Genomic DNA, 946 nt, shown 5'->3' with positions numbered 1-946 from the left:
AATTCGCGGCTCAGGATGTCGCGCTGCTCGAATACCTGCAGCGGACCATCCGTATTGAGCAGGCTGACGCCGCCCACTACTGCGGAGGTGATATCGCCCGCGCGCAGTGCCTGGATGGCCATGTTCATGCCCACCAGGGCCGATGAGCAAGCACTGTCGAGCACCAGGCTGGGACCTTGCAGGTCAAAGAACTGCGAGACGTTCGCTGCTAGGTAGTTCTGGCCCACCGCCATCACGGGATTCGTCGCCTTGCTGAACGCCTGGTCATCCGGCCTATGCTGGCTACGTCCGCCAAGATAGACGCCAATCGGCTGGCCTTTGATTTCCTGCAGGCTGTAGCCAGCATGGCACCACAGATTCAAGGTCTCTTCCAACACCAGTAGCGCCTGCTGATCCATCGCCCTGACATCGGCTTCTGACATCAGGAAGAATGCCGGATCGAAATGGCTTACGCGGGCCAGCAGGCCAGCGTAATACGCGCTCTCGTAGCCCCAGCGTTCTTTCGGCACGGGGGCAATCGCCGACCGTCCTTCTACCAGCAGGCGCCAGTACTGCTCCAGATTGTCCGCGCCAGGAAAACGGCAGGACAGTCCGATCACGGCAATATCGGTCGATGCCGTCCCAGTCTGCCGCGCCGCTGGCATGGGTGAAGAGACAGCCGGCGACAACGCTTGCGACACTGGCGCGGCCATCGGGGGCTCGGCCGTGGGTGAGGCTGGAGCGGCGGCAAGCAAGGCGCCCGCCAGCTCGTCGCCGTGGCGGCTGCACAGCCACTTGGCAAAACTGGCGATGGTCGGGTATTCAAATAGGATGGAAGGATCGAGTTCGCTGCCGGCGCGCTGCGCCACCTGCCGCACCAGTTGCAGCAGCAGTACCGAATCGGCGCCGTACTCGAGGAAGGTGTTGTCCGCATCGATGAGCGCCGCATCCATCTTCAGCGTCTCGG

Annotated in this window: 1 protein-coding gene; it reads right to left on the bottom strand. The window is 62.7% G+C overall.

The genetic code is table 11. The features are described 5' to 3' along the window. On the bottom strand, positions 1 to 946 hold a 946-nt coding region (locus AC1RJW_RS29680; RefSeq protein WP_493048109.1), incomplete at both ends, for a beta-ketoacyl synthase N-terminal-like domain-containing protein.

Source organism: Janthinobacterium sp. GW822-FHT07A03 (assembly GCF_058798815.1).
This window is presented reverse-complemented; position numbering and strand designations above follow the sequence as displayed.